Below are 14,586 nucleotides of genomic sequence, written 5' to 3'. Positions count from 1 at the left end.
GTCATACCTCGTTGAGCGGTTGAGCGGCATCCAATGCCGCGCGGCCCCGGGGGCCGTGGAAATATTCGTGAATCCAGGCGTCGTTCGTTTCCGAGACGACATCGATGGCGTCGGCCACCAGCACTTTCTTCTGCGCCAGCACAGCCACGCGGTCGGTGATGGTGTACAGCGTGTCGAGGTCATGGGTGACCAGGAACACGCTCAGGCCCAGGGCGTCGCGCAGGGTCAGGATCAGTTGGTCGAATTGCGCCGCGCCAATCGGGTCGAGGCCGGCGGTGGGTTCGTCGAGAAACAGGATGTCCGGGTCCAACGCCAGGGCCCTGGCCAGGGCGGCGCGCTTGATCATGCCGCCGGACAGCGACGCCGGGTATTTGTCGGCTGCCGACAGTGGCAAGCCGGCCAGGGCCAGTTTGACCGCCGCCAGGTGTTCGGCATCGGCGCGGCTCAGGCCGGCGTGTTCGATCAGCGGCAGCGCGACGTTCTCGGTGACCGTCAGCGAGGAAAACAGCGCGCCCTTCTGGAACAGTACGCCAAAGCGCCGTTCCACCAGGGAGCGTTCATGCTCCGGCAGGCTCGGCAGGTTTTTGCCGAATACCCGCACCTCGCCTTCGCTGGGCCGACGCAGGCCGACGATGCTGCGTAACAACACGGACTTGCCGCTGCCGGAGCCGCCGACCACTGCGAGAATTTCGCCCTTGTACAAATCCAGGTCGAGGTTCTCGTGCACGCTCTGGCGGCCAAAGCGATTGCACAGTCCACGGACCTCGATCACCGCCTCGCTGGGGGCTCGGGGTAGGCGACTCACCAGTTCATCTCCATGAAGAACAGCGCGGCGACCGCATCCAGCAGAATCACCACAAAGATCGATTGCACCACGCTGGACGTGGTGTGGGCGCCGACTGACTCCGCGCTGCCGCTGACCTTGAAGCCTTCCAGGCAACCGATGGCGGCAATCAGGAAGGCGAAGATCGGCGCTTTCACCATGCCCACCAGGAAATGCTGTACGCCAATGTCCGATTGCAGCAGCGAGAGGAACATCGCCGGCGAAATATCCAGGGTCACGGCACACACCACCCCACCGCCGACAATCCCCGAGAGCATCGCCAGGAACGTCAGCATCGGCAGCGCTACCAGCAGCGCCAGCACGCGTGGCAATACCAGCAGTTCCATTGGGTCCAGGCCCAGGGTGCGGATGGCGTCGATTTCTTCGTTGGCTTTCATCGAGCCGATCTGCGCGGTAAACGAACTGGCGGTGCGACCGGCGATCAGGATTGCGGTGAGCAGCACGCCGAATTCCCGCAGGAAGGAAAACGCCACCAGGTCCACGGTAAAAACGGTCGCGCCGAAGCTTTTGAGCACTGTGGCACCGAGGAAGGCAACCACGGCGCCCACCAGAAACGTCAGCAAGGCAACGATGGGCGCGGCGTCCAGGCCGGTCTGTTCGATGTGGGCGACCATGGGGGTCACGCGCCAGCGCTTGGGGCGCAAGATGCTACGGGCGAAAGTCTCAAGGATCAGGCCGATAAAGCCCAACAGTTGCTTGCTGTCCTGCCAGACCGCATCCACCGCGCGGCCGATACGCGCCAGCACCTGGATGCCGGTGGCCTCCTCCGGGGCTTTCTCCGGCACGCAGAAATCATTGAGTGAGCGGTAGACGGTCTTGAGCAGCGCGCGGTCGGCGGTGGACAGGCTGCAATCGGTCTGTTCGGTCGATTGCTCAATGCGGGCCGGCCCCAGCAGCTCCACCAGCAGCGAAGCACCGGCCGTGTCCAGGGCGCCCAGGCCATTGAGGTCGATGCGCGCGCCAGCGTCGTATTGGCCGTCGAGTTTGTCTGACAGCTTCTTCAGGTTGGCATAGTGGGCAAGCGTCCAGTCCCCCGTAATCCTGAGCAACGGAGGTGCGGTGGACGTATCGAGGTGGGCTGTGCCGGCCGTGGTGCTACTGGTCATAAGCTCCGAGCTTGTCTGCTATCCACAATGCCTACGTAATAGCACGATATAGCCTACTTTGGGTTGTCCGTTTGTGCTGTGTCAGTCACTTTGAAACGCAACACACCGATCACCTGCCCGTCTTCGGTCAACACACGCACTTGCCAGCGGCCCACCGCGTCGGGCGGGAAGTTCTGCTTGTGCGTCCAGGCGCGGTAACCTTCCTTGCGCCCACCATGGATATCCAGGGCAATACGGTCGACTTCTTTGCCGTTGAATTTCCATACGTGGTAGATCCGCTCATCCAGCCCGCGTGGTGCGTTGATCGCGGTATAGGCATACAGGCCGCCGCTGCGCAGTTGGGCGGCGCTGACTTCGGTGAGGTCATCGCCCGGCGTGCGGTCTTGCAATTGGGTGCTGATGGCCACTTCGGTCATCCACAGGGTTGCCGGTGGTACCCAGCTGCGCAGGAACCAGCCGGCGCAGCCAATGGCCGCCGTGACACCCAGCAGCATCGCCCAGCCTTTGAGGCTGCGCAGTGGCAAGCTCACTGCCAGGCTTGGTATCGACAGCACCATGGCCACGCCGAGGGCGAGCTTGTAGCTCTCGGCCGTCGTCAGGTGCAGGATGATCGGCAGCGCGGTCAGCAGTGCGGCGAACAGGGTCAGGGTATGCAGCGCAAGGAACAGCGAGCGCTTGGGCGCCAGCCACTTGTAGTACAGCGGGTCGGTGATCGACACCAGCGCCGCCGCGCCAAGCAGCCCGGTGAACATCGACTGGCCGCTGTTCCAGGTGGTGGTGACGAAAAAGAACGGCAGTACAAAAAACAGACTTTCCTGGTGGATCATCTGGGTGGCATAGCGCAGCAGCGGTTCGGGGATTTCGCGCTTGAAGACTTTGGTGAACAGTTGGGTAAAGCTGTTTTCCAGCATCAGCCACAGCCAACTCACCAGCATGATCACTGCGATCCAGCTGGCCATGCCCTGCTGGCGGTCCACCAGGATGAAGCTGCTGACCCCCGATATGAAACCGCCGAGTGCGATCACCCCTGGGTAGCGCTTCATCAGTTCGAGGATGCGCTGGATGTAGTGAGTCAGGTTCGGCATTCGGCAGTCACAGTCTTCGTAGGAAAAAATCCCAGACAGAATAACGTCTTAGCCCTGGGTTGGGTGCCTCATTACAGGATCCGTTTGCGATAGCGGCGTATGCCGATCAACACAGTGGCGATCAGCCCCAGCACCCCGGCGCCGATCCAACTCAGCCCGTCGTAGCTCAGCAGCGGTTTCTCGATACGCCAGTAGCCTGGCTGCTTGAACGCTTCGCGCATGGCCTGGTTGGTCTGCTCCAGGCTGACGGCCTTGATGCGTTTGACCGGGTCGCTGAAGCGCCCGTTGTTGTAGTCGCCCGAAGCGCTCCAGTAATAGTCGGCCAGGGCGCTGTTGCCCTGCACGGCCCAGGCCTGGCGAGCGATGGCGGCTTGTTTGAGGCGGGTGAATACCGTGGGGTCGAGCCCGTCCTTGAGCAATTGCGCCTTGAGGTCTTGCAGCACCTGTTCGGCTGCAGGGAGGCTATCGCGCTCGAGGTCGGCGTTCAGGCTCAGGAAACCGACACCACCGAGCACTTCGCGTTCGCTCCAGGGGCCGTAGGACAGCCCATGCTTGAGGCGCAGTTGGCGGTACAGCGCCCAATCCAGGTAATCCTTGAGCAGGTCGTAGGTTTCATCATGCTGGTCGTCCAGTACCGGCTCGGGGAACAGCCAGTGCAGTTTGGCGCTGTCACCGACCCAGCCGTGGATCAGGTCGCGGTGGCTGGCGGCGGCGTGTTGGATTTCCGGCAGGGCCAGGTGCTCGGTCGGCTCGACCGGGTCAAGCGCGCCATAGGTGCGTTCCAGGTAGGCCGGCAGCAGCTTGTCGAGGTCGCCGACGATGATCAGGGTCATGTTGTTGGGGGCGTACCAATTTTTGCGCAGTTGCTCCAGCTGGTTGCGAGTCAGTTGGCCAACCTCGGCGCGTTCGGCACATTTGAGCCCCAGTTCGACGGCCAATTGGTTGCTGGCGGTGTGGCCCAGGTCCTGGCGGTCCAGCAGGCGTTGCAGGTGCGAGTAGTGGCCGCCGTCCTCGCGCTCGACCACTTGCTTGGCGGCTTTGATATTGGCGTCGGTCAGCGTGGTGCGGGTGATGATGGCGAGCAGCAGGTCCAGCACCTTGCGCTGGTTTTGAGCGGGGGCTTCGATCACGAAGGTGGTGTCGGCGTTGCTGGTGTAGGCGTTCCACTCGCCGCCCAGGGCTTGCATGCGGTCCTCCAGATCGCCTTCGCCGCCCCCGTCGATGCCACTGAACAACAGGTGTTCGAGCAGGTGCGGCAGTTCCTTGTCCTCGCAGCTGAAGTCATCCAGGCCCACGCCCACCACCAGGCGAATGGCCACGTGCCCACGTTCGGTGCCCGGTTTGAGCAGCAACTGCAGGCCGTTGGGCAAGGTGTAGCCCTCGACCTGCAGGCGATCAAAGGCAAAGGCGTGTGCAGAGCCCATGAGCAGGCAAGCGAATAACAGGCGACGCATAACAAGCTTCCTGGCGAGTGAGGTCAGTTTTAACTGACTTCACGGGCCACCGTACGTTCAGGGCGAATGTGTGATGTCGGCAATATCTTCGGTGGAAAGTGCGCCGGTGTCGGAGGTTTCCAAGACGACATAGGCACTGCTGCAAAACAATGAGTTCAAGCGCTTCATGTCGGCAATCAGTTCCAGATGCAGGGAACTGGTCTCCAGGCTCTGTACGATCTTGCGCTGCAAGCGGCTGACGTGGGCGTGTGCCAGGCGGCGTTCCTGAGCGCGGAAGCGGCGCTTTTCGCGCAGCAGTTGACGGGCGCTTTCCGGGTCGGCACTGAGGAACACCGACAGGCCCAGGCGCAGGTTGGCGATCAGTTGGCTGTGCAGGCCGGTGAGTTCTTCCAGGCCCACTTCAGAGAATTGGCGGCGCTGGGAGGTTTTTTGCTGTTGGACTTTGCGCAGCATGCGTTCGATCAGGTCGCCAGCCAGTTTCAGGTTGATCGACAGTTCGATGATTTCTGCCCAGCGGCGGCTGTCCTGTTCGCTGAGGTCTTCGCGGGGCATTTGCGCCAGGTAGAGCTTGATCGCGCTGTAGAGCGACTCGACGTCGTCGCTGAGGCTGCGCATTTCCTGGGTGATGGCCGTCTGTTTTCCGCGCAATACTTCACGCATGGCGGTCAGCATGTTGTCGATCAGGTCGCCCAGGCGCAAGGTTTCCCGCGCGGCGTTGGCCAGTGCCAGGCTCGGCGTGCTCAGCGCCGCGAGGTCGAGGTGGCGTGGCTTGGCCTTGCCGTTGGCCTCTTCACGTTCGGGCAGCAGCCAGGCACATAGCCGGGCCATCGGGCCGATGGTCGGCAACAGGATCAGGCAGCGGCTGACGTTGTAGAGCAGGTGGAAGGTGATGACCATGCCTTGGGCGCTGTAGTCCAGGCCGTCCATCCAGCGTACTAGCGGGTCGAGCACCGGGATGATCAGCAGCAGGCCAATCAGTTTGTAGAGCAGGCTGCCCAGGGCCACTTGGCGGCCGGCGGCGTTCTGCATGCTGGTGCTGAGGAAGGCCAGCACGCCACTGCCAATGTTGGCGCCAATCACCAGGCCGATCGCCACGTGCAAGCCGATGACCCCGGCGCCGGCCAGGGTAGCGGTCAGCAGTACAGCGGCGAGGCTGGAATAGGAGATCATCGCGAACAAGGCGCCGACCAAGGCGTCGAGCAGGATGTCGCCGGTCAGCGAGGCGAACAGCACCTTCACGCCTTGCGCATGGGTAATGGGCCCGGCGGCTTCGACGATCAGTTGCAGTGCGAGGATGATCAGCCCGAGGCCGATTCCGACCCGGCCCAACTGCCCTGCCCGCGTCTGTTTGCGCGACAGGAAGAAAATCACCCCAAGAAAAATCAGCAGCGGCGACAGCCAGGACAGGTCAAACGTCAGCACCCGCGCCATCAGTGCGGTACCGACGTCGGCACCGAGCATGGTCGCCAGGGCGGGCATCAGCCCCATCAGCCCTTGGCCGACGAACGAAGTCACCAGCATCGCCGTGGCGTTGCTGCTTTGCACCATGGCCGTCACCAGAATACCGGCGACAAATGCCAGCCAGCGCTTGGACATGTTCTGTCCGATGACTTGGCGCAAGTTGGAACCGTAGACCCGCAGGATGCCGGTACGGACAATGTGCGTGCCCCAGATCAAGAGGGTCACGGCGGAAAGCAGATTGAGCAAGGTCAGCATGCTCGGCCCCCCGTGTGGGTGTGCTCCAACAGGAGCTAAGGAGAATTGCCGCGTGCCGTTCTACGTCTTGTACTTAAGCTGTAGTTGGCGAATGGGCTCTGCGCCAGCATCGCATAGCTAAAGTGGGGATTGAAACAAAACTGTCATGAATTCAGCTTTTTGCAGATGAAAAAATGGGGCGCGAACGCCCCATTTCGGCAACGGATCAATGTTATTGACCCGGAATGTCCTTGCGCAGTTTCACAGGGTCCTGCTGTTTCTTCTTTTTCGCGATGGCTGTGCGCATCTTGATATTCACCGCTTCCACCGCCAGCGAGAACGCCATGGCGAAGTAGACGTAGCCTTTTGGCACATGCACGTCGAAGGCTTCGGCGATCAGCACGGTACCGACCACCAGCAGGAACGACAGCGCCAGCATCTTCAGCGATGGGTGCTTGTCGATGAAATCGCTGATGGTGCCGGCTGCCAGCATCATCACCAGTACCGCAACGATGATCGCTGCGACCATGACCGGCACATGGGAGACCATGCCGACCGCGGTGATCACCGAGTCCAGCGAGAACACGATGTCGATGATCGCGATCTGGATGATGGTGTAGATGAACTTGCCCCCGGCGCCCTTTGGCTCGTCGTGGGTTTCGTCTTCACCTTCCAGGGCGTGGTACATCTCCTGGGAGCTTTTCCACAGCAGGAACAGGCCACCGAAGAACAGGATCAGGTCGCGACCGGAGATGCCTTGGCCGAAGACCACGAACAGATCGTCGGTCAGGCGCATGACCCAGGTGATCGACAGCAGCAGCAAGATGCGGGTGACCATGGCCAGGGCCAGGCCGAAAATCCGGGTGCGCGCCTGCATATGCTTGGGCATGCGGCTGACCAGGATCGAAATCATGATGATGTTATCGATGCCCAGGACGATCTCGAGGGCCGTCAGGGTGAAGAAGGCAATCCAGATTTCCGGATTGGTCAGCCATTCCATGTGTATTCCTTTGAGCAAATGTTAAACCGCGCAAGCTGCAGCGCCGCGCGGTGAGTGGGTCGGTACGATTATAGAGTGCTGAACAGCGGAAAAATCCCCATCAGCAATGCGGCGAACATTATGCACAGGCATACCAGCACTGCCCACTTGAGGGTGAAGCGTTGGTGATCGCCGAATTCAATGCCGGCCAGGGCCACCAACAGATAGGTCGAGGGTACCAGCGGGCTGAGCAAGTGCACGGGTTGGCCAACGATGGAGGCGCGGGCCATTTCCACCGCGGTAATGCCGTAGTGGCTGGCCGCTTCGGCCAGGACCGGCAGTACGCCGTAGTAGAACGCATCGTTGGACATGAAGAAGGTGAACGGCATGCTCACCAACGCGGTGATTACCGCCAGGTACGGGCCCAGGGCTTCAGGGATGACCGCCAGCAGGCTCTTGGACATGGCGTCGACCATGCCGGTGCCCGACAGGATGCCGGTGAAGATACCCGCGGCGAAGATCAACCCCACCACGGCCAATACGCTGCCGGCGTGGGCGGCGACACGGTCTTTCTGCTGTTGCAGGCACGGGTAGTTGACGATCATCGCGATACTGAACGCCACCATGAACAGCACCGGAAGCGGCAACAGGCCGGCAATCAGGGTGCCCATCAGGGCCAGGGTCAGGGCGCCGTTGAACCAGATCAGCTTGGGACGGCGGGCGTCCGGGAATTGCGACACGCTGATCTCACTGTGGTCGATTTCGTCGCCTTGCAGGTGCAGTTCACCCAACCGCGCACGTTCACGCTTGCCGTACATGTAGGCAATCACCAGGATCGCTGCCACGCCAGCGGCCATGGCTGGGATCATCGGTACGAAGATGTCCGACGGGTCCACATGCAGCGCACTGGCTGCACGGGCGGTCGGGCCACCCCAGGGGGTCATGTTCATCACGCCGCCGGCGAGGATGATCAGCCCAGCCATGATCCGCGGGCTCATGCCGATGCGCTGGTACAGCGGCAGCATGGCGGCCACGCAGATCATGTAGGTGGTAGCGCCGTCACCGTCGAGGGACACCACCAGGGCCAGCACGGCGGTGCCGACCGAGACTTTCAGCGGGTCGCCCTTGACCATCTTGAGGATCTTGCGCACGGCCGGGTCGAACAGGCCGGAGTCGATCATCAGGGCAAAGTAGAGAATGGCGAACATCAGCATGACGCCGGTCGGCGCGAGCTTGGTGATGCCTTCGAGCATCATCGGCCCGATCTTCGGTGCGAAACCCCCGAACAGCGCGAACAGGATGGGCACGATGATCAAGGCGATCAGCGCGGACAGGCGCTTGGTCATGATCAGGAACATGAACGTGATGACCATGGCAAAGCCAAGGAAAGTCAGCATAGGAATACTCCAGGCGTAGCGCGGCTAGGGAATGGCGAACCGGGTGGTTCAGCGCAGAACGAAAGGCACGAGGCGTACGGGTGGAGGGGGGACGAACAGGTGGGTACGGGCGGACATCGGGAATCACCATTGTTGTTGTTAACAGCCGGTCTGTTGCCGGCAGTGGGGGGCGATCCTAGACGCGTAAGCTTTCAACCAGCTTTCGCTGGGCAAACGGAGGGTGGTGGGAAGACGCACGGTCTTCAGGGATACACAGGTCAAATGTGGGAGAGGGTTGGCTCCCACATTTGGAATACGTTTATCTCGGGCATCTCAGGGCAGTTCGAGCCCGCCGGCCGCCTTGTGCAGTGCCCGCAAATGCTCGCCCACTTGCTTGAGGTTGGCTTCACACGCGGCAATCTCAGCGGCACGGGAGGGCTCCAGCAGCGCCCTCACCTCTTTATCCAGCTCGCCGGTGAGGGATTGCAATTGCTTCTGGCGCTCGGCGCTTTCTGATTCGAGGCGTTTGGATTCCGACGGTTGCGGCAAGCCGTAGCCACCGCTGCCCAGCAGTTCCGCCGGACGGCTGAGGAAGCCGCTGTTGGCGAGGATCTGTTGCAGCGTGGCGTTGGCTTTCTCCATGCCGCCATTTTTCAGCTCACGAGCGCCGAGGTAGCGCTGCTTGACCTCATCCTGGGCCAGCATCAGTTGCTTGCGAAAGCTCGCCTGCTCCAGCAACAGCAGCGCGGCGCTGGTGCGCAGGTCGGCCTGGCCGAACCATTGCCGGCGCTCGGCCGCGCTCAGGGATAACCAGTCTTCAACCTGGGTCTGCTTGATCGGCAGGTGTTTGCGCAGTACATCGAACATCGCCTGGTAGCGTTCGCGGAACGAGTCGAAGTGGTAGCCCAGGCGTAACGCCTCGCGTTTGTCCTTCAGTACGCTGGTGTCCGCCAGGCCGCGTGCCTGCAGGACTTCGAGCAGGCCGTTGGGGGTGATGTTGTCGAGCCCGGTCAGTTGCGGATTGGCGCTGCCGCTGCGCAACAGTTTCAGGCTTTCCACCGCACAGTTGTTAGAGATGAAAAAGTAATTGCCGTCGTAGCTCCAATGCATCTCGGCGGCATGCTCAACGGTGTCGTTGATTTCCTGGCGCGTGAGTTTCAACGGCACCGAGGCCAGGCCGCGCAGCTCGGTCTTGGTGTATTCGTCGATCACCTGGGACAGTGGCAGGACGAACAACCGTGACGGGTACTTGCCCACCAGGCCATCCCAGCTCGACAGCTGCACATCGCCGACGAAGGCGCGGTAGGACAGCACCAGGTGCTGGTCCAGGTCCAGCCTGCAATCCGGGCCACGGGGGCGCCCGGGCGCGCAGATCACCAGGCGCAACATGCTGTGGCCCCAGCGGCTCACCAGGTTCTGGTTGGCTTCGGCCAGCAGGTAGTCGATCTCATACACTCGCTCCGGATCGACCTGGCCCAGGGGCGTCTTGGCGAAATCGTTACCGGCGTTGAGGAAGGCGTAAGTGCTTGCGCAGGTGTCCTGTGCCGGTGGTGCCCAGCCGAAGTGTTGCTGGTAATAGCGGAACAATGACGGGCGACGGCAGGCGTAGCTTGGGTCGAGGAGAAAGTACTCCATGTTGACCGCAACGAACTCCAGCGGGCTGGTGGTTTCGTAGATATCCGGGCTGCGCGCGACCTGGTGGTTGTGCTGTTCACGCTCGCCGCGGCGGCCGACGTATTGCGGCCAGCCGGCGAGGTCCAGCAGGCGCGGGTCGTCACTGAGGGTGAAACGGCGATCGTTCTGGCCACGGCATTGGTCAGGCAGGCCGATCAAGCCGGTGATGTTGTTCTGGCGGCTGCAACGCTGGATCAGTGTGCGTTCGTCTTTGGACCAGAGGCGCGCACGGTCATAGATGTGGGTCAGTTCATGCAGCACGGTGGCGAGCATTTCCCGGCGCACGGTGCCGTGGGGGCGGTTGGTCTTCTGGGTGGCGGCGCTGCCGTCGGTCAGGCTGGCGAGAAGGTTGCGGTTGAGGTCCAGCTCGGACACCAGGGAAGCCTGGCCATAGGCGTTCCCGGGCATTTGGTCGGTCCAGCCGACATCGATGCGCCGGTCCAGCTGTTCGATGAAGCGCGGCGGCAAGGAGCGCATCGCCTCATCAAGCAATGCCTGGCTGGCCTGCTGTTCAGCCGGGCTCAAGCCATCGGTCTTGAGCCGCAGTTGCAGGCTGGCCTGGGCGGTGCTGGCACACAGCAGCACAACCCCGGCCAGGAGCCAGGCGTTAATGCGCCTCACAGAGCGAGAATGGCTTCGGCGAGGGTCTGGTCACTGGCGTCGCGGGCTTCCGGTACGCGGGTCCGCAGGGTGTCAAAGGCGGCTTCCAACTGTGCACCGCGAATTTCGCCATTGGTGGCGACGAAGCTGGCGGCATCATCGTGGGCTTCGCGCACGATTTTGGAGTCGCGGATGGAGGTGGTGGTGTCCGAGGTGAAATCAATGGTGCGGCCAGAGGCGCGAACAATGATGTTACTGGTGGCCACCAAGGTATGCGCCTGGGCAACGTCTGCCAACAACAGCAGGCCAAGGGTGGCGGCGATCAGCGGGCTACGCATGGAATGACTCCGAAATACAAAGATGATTATTGGACGAGAATTGCTTGCGCCAGTTCAAGGTCGCTGGCGTTAAGTTTTGGCTGGGTACGGCGCAGATAATCCAGCGCTGACTCCAGTCGGGCCCCCCGCCATTGGCCGTCAGTGGCAATGAATGCGGCAGCGTCATCCTGGGCGGCCATTATCAGCTTCCTGTCAAACGGCGCGGAGGTCACCTTGCTGGTGGCGTACGCGCTCACGACGGTACTCTGGGTGGTCAGGTCAAAGGCCGAAGCCGTCGACGACCAGCAGGCCGAAAACAACACAGGAACAATCAACAGGCGGAATGAAAAAGCCATGGGACTCGACAACTGAAAGCGAGCGCCAAGGCTAGCGCAATGCCCGGGCGAGAGCCAGTCCGATGGCATTCAGGGAGCGGCGCTCGCTCCCTGTGTGCTGCGACTTAGATGGCCAGGATAGCCTGGGCCAGTTGTGCGTCAGTCGCGGCGTTCAGTTGTGGCGCTTGTTGGCGGATCTGGGCCAGGGCGCTTTCCAGCTTCACCCCACGAATGGCGCCTTCGCTGGCGACAAAGCTGGCGGCGTCGTCACGGGAGGCGCGCACGACTTTGTTGTCACGCAGCGATGAAGTGGCATCGGAGCTGGCGTCGGAGGTGGCTTTCAGTGCGCCAACGATGGAGTCGGTGGTCACAATGAAACTGCTCGCATTGGCATTGGCAGCCAATACCAACAGGGCGGCAGCACTCAGCAGGCGAAGACGGGACATGGGGGACTCCTGTAGATAAATGGAAAAAGCGGCGCAGAGTGGCCACATGTGAAACGGGCACTGTCGTTGCTATTGAGCATCAGACGCCCGTTCTACAAGGTTCGCCACGTGGTGAGTGGATATTAAGCCGCCGCTTGTCCGTTCGGAAAGCCTCTTGACCGTCTAGTCACGCCAGAACGGTTTGGCCAGCTCTGCCATTCGGTCGGCGTGGCTGATGCCGGCATCCGACAGTTCCCGGGGATCGAGTTGTGCCAGCTGGCGCCGCTCATAGTGACGTCGTGCCCACCTGGCGAATGCTGAAGCAGTAAGGATAAGCAGCCGTTTGCTGGACGAAGGACGGAGGTTCATGACGGGGCTTCCATGATTGCTGAAGCACCATGGTGTGCGAGTCCCCGCTGCCGAAACAGGTACACCGGAGTTAAATTGTACTGCTTAATTGTTGTTTTATTTAAACTGTACCGGTTGAGATGAAAGGCTTCTGTTCGGCGATAAAAAAAGCCAGGCCCCAGATACAACAAAGCCCGCCTCCGGTTACCCGGGGCGGGCTTTGTTTTGACAAATCAGGTTGCTGGCAGTGGACCCGTCAGGTCAGGGCCAGCGAGCGCCAATCAGCGCCAGAACGGCTTGCTCAGCTCTTCGTAGCGTTGAGCTTCGCTGATACCGGCGTCAGCCAGCAGACGCGAATCCAGGCGAGCCAATTGATGGCGGCTGGAGATGCGGCGCTGCCACAGCATCAGGTTGGCGAGAACGCGCAGAGGCAGGGAAGCCTGGGTGTTTACAGCTTTTTCTTCGAAGAACAGATCGGAACTGAGTGTACGTTCCATGATGACATCCTTCCGCTTGTGGCGGGATTAGGTAGTGGTTTAACTGATGCCAATGATCCTCCTCCGACACAAGACTCTCTAGATACAGTTCACCTGTATTGTGAGGGGCCAGTTAACTGTTTATAGCGGCTGTACTGTACGGAAATGGAGCAACTGTACCTGTCCGCACTGAAATAGTGCGAAATAGGTGTTTTCGATGATGGGTGTGGGATATTTCGGTAGGAAATGACCGGTACAGCAGTACAGTTTTTTGCAAAAAGCTCAGTCAGACAGCCGAGCTGATGAAACTGTGTTTGCATCAGCTCGGATCTGTACCAATCACGCCTTGAGCATATGCCCGGTTTCTTCCAGATTGATGTGCCAGCTCAGTGCTTCGCGCAGGATGTGCGGGGTGTGCCCGCCGATGGCGCAGGCCGATTCGAAGTAGCTGTTCAGCGCATCGCGGTAAGCCGGATGTACGCAGTTGTCGATGATGACCCGTGCACGCTCCCGGGGCGCCAGGCCACGCAGGTCAGCCAGGCCTATCTCGGTCACCAGGATGTCGACGTCATGTTCGGTGTGGTCCACATGGCTGACCATCGGCACCACGCTGGAAATCGCACCGGCCTTGGCAATCGACTTGGTGACGAAGATCGCCAGGTGCGCGTTGCGCGCGAAGTCACCCGAGCCGCCAATCCCGTTCATCATTCGCGTACCGCACACGTGGGTAGAGTTGACGTTGCCGTAGATGTCGAACTCCAGCGCGGTGTTGATGGCGATGATACCCAGCCGGCGAACTACTTCCGGGTGGTTGGAGATTTCCTGCGGGCGTAGTACCAGCTTGTCCTTGTAGTGTTCCAGGTTGCCGAACACGTTGGCGTTGCGCCGTTCCGACAAGGTGATCGAGCTGCCGGAGGCGAAGCTCAGCTTGCCCGCGTCAATCAGGTCGAACGTCGAGTCCTGCAGGACTTCCGAGTACATGGTCAGGTCTTCGAACGGCGATTCGATCAAGCCGCACATCACCGCGTTGGCGATGTTGCCGATGCCAGCCTGCAACGGGCCGAGCTTGTTGGTCATGCGTCCGGCGTCCACTTCCTGCTTGAGGAAGTTGATCAGGTGATTGGCGATCCCTTGGGTGTCGTTGTCCGGTGGTGTCACGGTCGAGGCGGAATCGGCCTTGTTGGTGATCACGATGGCGACGATCTTCTCCGGTGGGATCGGGATCGCGGTGCTGCCAATGCGATCGTCGACGTTCACCAGCGGGATCGGTGTGCGGGTTGGCCGATAGGTCGGGATATAGATGTCGTGCAGCCCTTCCAGGTTCGGGTTGTGCGCCAGGTTGATCTCGACGATGACCTGCTTGGCGAAAATTGCGAAGCTGGCCGAGTTACCCACGGAGGTGGTGGGCACGATATGGCCTTGTTCCGTGATCGCAACGGCTTCGATCACGGCAATGTCGGGCAGCTTGAGTTGGTTGTTGCGCAGTTGCTCGACGGTCTCTGACAGGTGTTGGTCAATGAACATCACCTCGCCGGCGTTGATGGCCTTGCGCAAGGTGCTGTCGACCTGGAACGGCATGCGCCGGGACAGCACGCCGGCTTCGGTCAGTTGCTTGTCCAGGTCGTTGCCCAGGCTGGCACCGGTCATCAACGTGATTTTCAGAGGCGAAGTCTTGGCGCGTTCGGCCAGGGCGTGGGGAACGGCCTTGGCTTCACCGGCACGGGTGAAGCCGCTCATGCCGACGGTCATGCCGTCCTCGATCAGTGCGGCGGCGTCTGCCGCGCTCATGACCTTGTTCAACAGCGAAGGCAAGCGGATACGATCACGGTACATGGATTGTTATCTCGGGCTACGGGAGGCAAGGTGCGCAGT

The 14,586-nt window shown here is 61.2% G+C and carries 14 protein-coding genes; all 14 read right to left on the bottom strand.

The window, feature by feature from the left end; genetic code table 11:
- Position 1 precedes the first annotated feature (1 nt).
- Positions 2–805 carry an ABC transporter ATP-binding protein gene (locus QU606_RS32235; protein WP_024072644.1) on the bottom strand — a complete coding sequence of 268 codons (804 nt, stop codon included), beginning with the start codon at positions 803–805 and terminating at the stop codon, positions 2–4.
- Entirely contained in the window at positions 802–1,950 is a 1,149-nt protein-coding gene (locus tag QU606_RS32230) for an ABC transporter permease (RefSeq protein WP_024072645.1), read from the bottom strand. Before QU606_RS32230 ends, QU606_RS32235 begins: the two co-directional genes overlap by 4 nt.
- Before the next feature lie 53 nt (positions 1,951–2,003).
- Complete coding sequence (locus QU606_RS32225; RefSeq protein ID WP_024072646.1) at positions 2,004–3,035, bottom strand: DUF5924 family protein; 1,032 nt, start codon at positions 3,033–3,035, stop codon at positions 2,004–2,006.
- 71 nt (positions 3,036–3,106) lie between these two features.
- The gene (locus QU606_RS32220) at positions 3,107–4,489 is read right to left on the bottom strand and encodes a pitrilysin family protein (RefSeq protein ID WP_024072647.1); all 1,383 of its coding nucleotides are present in this window, start codon (positions 4,487–4,489) and stop codon (positions 3,107–3,109) included.
- A gap of 57 nt (positions 4,490–4,546) precedes the next feature.
- Positions 4,547–6,205 carry a Na/Pi cotransporter family protein gene (locus tag QU606_RS32215; RefSeq protein ID WP_024072648.1) on the bottom strand — a complete coding sequence of 553 codons (1,659 nt, stop codon included), beginning with the start codon at positions 6,203–6,205 and terminating at the stop codon, positions 4,547–4,549.
- Between the two features lie 211 nt (positions 6,206–6,416).
- Positions 6,417–7,184 carry a TerC family protein gene (locus QU606_RS32210; RefSeq protein WP_003214768.1) on the bottom strand — a complete coding sequence of 256 codons (768 nt, stop codon included), beginning with the start codon at positions 7,182–7,184 and terminating at the stop codon, positions 6,417–6,419.
- Positions 7,185–7,252: 68 nt separating this feature from the next.
- Complete coding sequence (locus QU606_RS32205; RefSeq protein WP_168233029.1) at positions 7,253–8,560, bottom strand: CitMHS family transporter; 1,308 nt, start codon at positions 8,558–8,560, stop codon at positions 7,253–7,255.
- A 312-nt stretch (positions 8,561–8,872) separates the two neighbouring features.
- Positions 8,873–10,834 carry a DUF4105 domain-containing protein gene (locus tag QU606_RS32200; RefSeq protein ID WP_024072650.1) on the bottom strand — a complete coding sequence of 654 codons (1,962 nt, stop codon included), beginning with the start codon at positions 10,832–10,834 and terminating at the stop codon, positions 8,873–8,875.
- Positions 10,831–11,151: a DUF2388 domain-containing protein gene (locus tag QU606_RS32195; RefSeq protein ID WP_024072651.1), complete on the bottom strand. Its 321-nt coding sequence runs from the start codon at positions 11,149–11,151 to the stop codon at positions 10,831–10,833. The genes QU606_RS32200 and QU606_RS32195 overlap by 4 nt, the downstream gene beginning before the upstream one ends.
- A 26-nt stretch (positions 11,152–11,177) precedes the next feature.
- Positions 11,178–11,486: a DUF2388 domain-containing protein gene (locus tag QU606_RS32190; RefSeq protein WP_024072652.1), complete on the bottom strand. Its 309-nt coding sequence runs from the start codon at positions 11,484–11,486 to the stop codon at positions 11,178–11,180.
- A 104-nt stretch (positions 11,487–11,590) separates the two neighbouring features.
- Entirely contained in the window at positions 11,591–11,911 is a 321-nt protein-coding gene (locus tag QU606_RS32185; RefSeq protein WP_024072653.1) for a DUF2388 domain-containing protein, read from the bottom strand.
- 162 nt (positions 11,912–12,073) lie between these two features.
- Entirely contained in the window at positions 12,074–12,259 is a 186-nt protein-coding gene (locus tag QU606_RS32180) for a DUF1127 domain-containing protein (protein WP_102624638.1), read from the bottom strand.
- Positions 12,260–12,519: 260 nt separating this feature from the next.
- Positions 12,520–12,735 carry a DUF1127 domain-containing protein gene (locus tag QU606_RS32175; RefSeq protein WP_003214752.1) on the bottom strand — a complete coding sequence of 72 codons (216 nt, stop codon included), beginning with the start codon at positions 12,733–12,735 and terminating at the stop codon, positions 12,520–12,522.
- Positions 12,736–13,053: 318 nt separating this feature from the next.
- The gene (locus QU606_RS32170) at positions 13,054–14,547 is read right to left on the bottom strand and encodes an acetyl-CoA hydrolase/transferase family protein (RefSeq protein WP_024072655.1); all 1,494 of its coding nucleotides are present in this window, start codon (positions 14,545–14,547) and stop codon (positions 13,054–13,056) included.
- Between the last annotated feature and the right edge of the window lie 39 nt (positions 14,548–14,586).

It is taken from the genome of Pseudomonas sp. OVF7, assembly GCF_030644265.1.
Taxonomy (GTDB): domain Bacteria; phylum Pseudomonadota; class Gammaproteobacteria; order Pseudomonadales; family Pseudomonadaceae; genus Aquipseudomonas; species Aquipseudomonas gorinensis.
This window is presented reverse-complemented; position numbering and strand designations above follow the sequence as displayed.

Coding starts and splice junctions, on each gene's coding strand:
- QU606_RS32210 (WP_003214768.1), bottom strand. CDS start 7,184: ATGGAATGGCTGACCAATCCGGAAATCTGGATTGCCTTCTTCACCCTG.
- QU606_RS32225 (WP_024072646.1), bottom strand. CDS start 3,035: ATGCCGAACCTGACTCACTACATCCAGCGCATCCTCGAACTGATGAAG.
- QU606_RS32230 (WP_024072645.1), bottom strand. CDS start 1,950: ATGACCAGTAGCACCACGGCCGGCACAGCCCACCTCGATACGTCCACC.
- QU606_RS32180 (WP_102624638.1), bottom strand. CDS start 12,259: ATGAACCTCCGTCCTTCGTCCAGCAAACGGCTGCTTATCCTTACTGCT.
- QU606_RS32185 (WP_024072653.1), bottom strand. CDS start 11,911: ATGTCCCGTCTTCGCCTGCTGAGTGCTGCCGCCCTGTTGGTATTGGCT.
- QU606_RS32175 (WP_003214752.1), bottom strand. CDS start 12,735: ATGGAACGTACACTCAGTTCCGATCTGTTCTTCGAAGAAAAAGCTGTA.
- QU606_RS32170 (WP_024072655.1), bottom strand. CDS start 14,547: ATGTACCGTGATCGTATCCGCTTGCCTTCGCTGTTGAACAAGGTCATG.
- QU606_RS32190 (WP_024072652.1), bottom strand. CDS start 11,486: ATGGCTTTTTCATTCCGCCTGTTGATTGTTCCTGTGTTGTTTTCGGCC.
- QU606_RS32215 (WP_024072648.1), bottom strand. CDS start 6,205: ATGCTGACCTTGCTCAATCTGCTTTCCGCCGTGACCCTCTTGATCTGG.
- QU606_RS32195 (WP_024072651.1), bottom strand. CDS start 11,151: ATGCGTAGCCCGCTGATCGCCGCCACCCTTGGCCTGCTGTTGTTGGCA.
- QU606_RS32205 (WP_168233029.1), bottom strand. CDS start 8,560: ATGCTGACTTTCCTTGGCTTTGCCATGGTCATCACGTTCATGTTCCTG.
- QU606_RS32220 (WP_024072647.1), bottom strand. CDS start 4,489: ATGCGTCGCCTGTTATTCGCTTGCCTGCTCATGGGCTCTGCACACGCC.